Origin of the sequence: Novosphingobium chloroacetimidivorans, assembly GCF_014204535.1 — a bacterium.
Classification (GTDB): Bacteria; Pseudomonadota; Alphaproteobacteria; order Sphingomonadales; family Sphingomonadaceae; genus Novosphingobium; species Novosphingobium chloroacetimidivorans.
In genome coordinates, this window is the sequence record NZ_JACHLR010000065.1 from 1 (window position 1) to 3,084 (window position 3,084).

A 3,084-nucleotide genomic window follows, 5' to 3' on the forward strand; every position below is an offset into this window, starting at 1 on the left:
AACCGCATCGCCGACCACCCCAACCGTCAAATCGACGATCTCTTGCCTTGGAACTACCGCGCCGCCTGAGCAGAACCGCTCACCGGACGCTTACCGAAACCGTGACGAACTTATCGTCGATAACATCAGTGCACTTCGCTTTGTTCTTGGACTGGTTGTCTTGGTAGCCAAGAGGGAGGTTACGTCAGGCACCTTCCACCTCTCTCGCGGCGTCCTCAGCTATGAAGGTCAAAGTCTTAGAACCATGGTTCGGCATGCCTATACAGCCATGTATGAACACGAATGGATGAGTGTGGACCTTTATCAGACGATACTTGACCAATTGGATGGACAAATCAAACGATCTGGATAGCGCATACCTCTGGCTGTCTTACAAGAGCCCATGAGGAGCCATAATCGTCTCGCCTCAACGCTTTTATCGTGCCCAGGCAGAACGACATTTTAGATTTGAGATGGTACGCAGTTAAGCCGAAGTATGCTTGGACGTGTTAATCGATTGCTTGTGGATGGGTGTGCCCATTTGACGTCGCCCCCCGTTGGCATCCAGTCCACTTCTTTTTGTGTACTAAGATTGGTGACTTGCCACCGGACCTATGAAGGGAAACGTACGCAGCGCCGTGGCACCATGGACACCGCATCAATTCGCCGTCGTATTTCCATCCGTCGGTCAAAGGCACCTGACGCCAAGTGTCGTGTGTCTTTACCTCGATGTTATTCACGGTCACCCCTATCTACCGATTGCCACGAGTATTGCGTCGCCTGGCAAAGGATGGTTAATGTCTGCTTAGGCTTACGTCTACATTTTAGTAGCTCAAGAGCATCTGCAAAAAAGAGCGCCTTCTGAGTGTTCTTCGTGGCGAACGAATCATCAAAGCTTGTGACGGTCGGCATGCGAAAATCATGCCCTCGTGGGCGATCGGTCCAAGGTTAACAAGCGTCCAGCTGGATAGCGGAGCGCGGCGTTGCTGCGCGTCGACGTCACGTGCCCAGCAAGACCGCCGATGCATAGCAAGCGCGCCGGTCGCCGGCCGCGAGTGAAGGCGCTTGCAATTGGCAAATCAGCTAGACATCGCATCGTTGTGAAACAGGGCGGAAGCTCAAGCGCCAAGCCTACATCCGCTCCGCCACGTTCTCGGAGAACGCGGCCCTTAGTTCGGCAAGCATTTGCTACATCATTGCTCGCTCGATGCCGACAGCCTTAAGGCTTGGCCGCATAGCCTCCGCTTGGCCGACGATCATAGCGACGCAGGCATCGGCTTCAAGTGGCCACACGTTGGAAGCACGCCCCTCTTCGCTCATGCCGCTGATGGCAGCAAGGCGCTGCAATACCGGGTCTACAGCGAGCGCCAACGTGTCCGCTACGCTGCAAAATCGTCGATCTCTCGCTTCAGCAAGACTGGATATGTTCGACATCACGCCGTTATAAAGAATCGGAAGGGGCGAAACTACTGTTCGCGAGGGCGAACGAGATTTTACAATGTCAGGTATTCTCCCTTCAGTTTGCGTAGCTGCTGACGCCTGAGTGCGGTATGATATCGGTGGGGGCTGTGGCGCACCTCTGAGACTTGACGGATCTTAGGTAGGGGTGCTCGTCAAGATGTTCACGGGGCAAGGTGCATCAGGATCTGAGTAGCCCCGAAATTTTTGTACGCCTTCTAGGCCGTGTTGACAAAGTTCGGCAACCACTTGCGGATTGCAGCCAGGTTCAGGAAGCTGGCGAATGACAGGGCGGTTTTGTCGTATCGGGTGGCGATGCGGCGGAACTGCTTAAGATGGCCGAACATGCGCTCGATGCGGTTGCGGTCACGATAGCGACGGAAATCGCAGGGGATGGGTTGGCGGCGGTTCGCCTTGGGCGGGATGATCGGCAATATGCCGCGCATCAGCAGGTTTTCGCGAACAGCATCGCCGTCATAGCCTTTGTCGGCGAGTAGAGCCTTTGGCTTGGTGACAGGGATCGCCATCAAGGCATCGACCGCGCCATAGTCCGACGCTTCTCCACCGGTCAGGATGAAGCCGAGAGGGCGTCCCTGATTGTCACAGCGGGCGTGGACCTTGCACGTAAAGCCGCCGCGTGATCGACCAGAAGCCTGCGCAGAGCCCCCCCTTTTCCGCCCACCGCCGAAACATGGCCGCGAACTGTGGTGCTGTCGATCATGTGCTGCCAGTCATCCGTCAGTCCCAATTCGACCAGCGTCGCAAGGATCGCATCCCACACGCCTTGTTCGGCCCAGCGCCGAAAGCGCACATAGACCGAGTTCCAAAGGCCATAGCGTTCATGCATGTCGCGCCACGGACAGCCGACCCGCAACACATGCAGCATGCCATTGAGAAAGCGCCGGTTATCATGAGCAGGGCGGGATTTGCGGCCACGTTCCGATGGCAGCAGTCCCGCAATCACTTCCCATTCCTCGTCTGTCAAATCACCCCGAGCCATTGCCACTCCCGCAAAGAGCAGCTTTGAATCAGATGTCAGCCTGTCTGGGAATCCACTTTGTCAACGTGGCCTAGCCTAAGTTGGGACAGGAGCCGGGCACGGCAAGCCTGTTTCCAGCGATGAGTTCAAGCGTCATGCGGTTGCCAGATCACACGACGCAGGTATGCAATAGCGATTTTTTCCGAGCGGCTTAGCGTCAGTCAGCGTTGGCAGCATGCCGGGAAGCCGCAATTGGCGAACGTGATGTCTGATGATGGCACCACGGGTGCCGAGAAACGGCGATTATACCGCTAATCGGCCAGGGGAGGGACGAGGAGGAGCGCGACATCCCGGAAAGGACATCGTATTGTGCCAGGTACGCAAACTGAGGTACGCAACTTGTGGCCGAGCGTCATGACCAACTCTCGGTTTGGTCGACGTGTCGGTGCCTGCGCATCCAGCCTAGCGGTTTCTGCGCTAGGCAGATAAACTTGGTGAGCTCCCGCGCTCAAGAAGATATCTGGCAGACAGAGTTGATCCGGCGAGCCTGGAAGGGCAGCGGCATGATCTATGCTAGGCCACCGACTCATTATGCCGCAGCCAGATGCGTATGGATGCGAGTTGGACTGAGGCGAGGAAGTTGTCGTCGCGTTTGTCGTAGCGGGTAG

At 56.5% G+C, this 3,084-nt stretch carries 3 protein-coding genes; 1 reads left to right on the top strand and 2 read right to left on the bottom strand.

Translation table 11 applies throughout. The features are described from left to right. Window positions 1-352 (top strand): hypothetical protein (locus tag HNO88_RS22150; protein WP_221420169.1); only part of this gene is annotated, 352 nt, incomplete at its 5' end. A 136-nt stretch (window positions 353-488) separates the two neighbouring features. Here HNO88_RS22150 and HNO88_RS23265 read toward each other — a convergent pair. Next, entirely contained in the window at window positions 489-725 is a 237-nt protein-coding gene (locus HNO88_RS23265; RefSeq protein WP_512698578.1) for a hypothetical protein, read from the bottom strand. Window positions 726-1,655: 930 nt separating this feature from the next. After that, a protein-coding gene (locus HNO88_RS21730; RefSeq protein ID WP_376768808.1) for an IS5 family transposase occupies window positions 1,656-2,437 on the bottom strand; the annotation gives its coding sequence in 2 pieces (ribosomal slippage) (window positions 1,656-2,098 and window positions 2,098-2,437; 783 coding nt in all). Between the last annotated feature and the right edge of the window lie 647 nt (window positions 2,438-3,084).